At 63.6% G+C, this 360-nt stretch carries 1 pseudogene; it reads right to left on the bottom strand.

Annotation, left to right across the window (positions count from 1 at the left end):
- A pseudogene (locus AC0L2L_RS33375) lies at positions 1 to 360 on the bottom strand (AcrB/AcrD/AcrF family protein); the annotation flags it as partial.

Below are 360 nucleotides of genomic sequence, written 5' to 3'. Positions count from 1 at the left end.
TCGAGGATCTGGTTGGCGGACTTGCGCTCGCGCCAGTCGACGAACTCGTACTGGATGACGCCGACCACGTCTTCCGGAATGTCCTGGCCGCCGCCTTGGGTCTTGCCGACGCGCGTATAGACCGATTTCACCCCCGGCCAGCCGAGCAGCCGGTTTTCCGCCGTCTTCGTCGCTGCGTCCATTTCGGCCAGCGAAAGGTTGCCGCGGGCATGCACATAGAGCAGGCCGTAGTCAGGCTCGACGCTGGGGAAGAATTCGACGCCAGCGCCATATTTCGAATAGGCGAAGCCGACGCCGACCAGAAGGCCGACGGTGAGCAGGATGACGGTGATCGGGAAACGCACCGCCTGCTTGACCACG

The sequence above is a fragment of the Mesorhizobium sp. WSM4832 genome, assembly GCF_055811115.1.
This window is presented reverse-complemented; position numbering and strand designations above follow the sequence as displayed.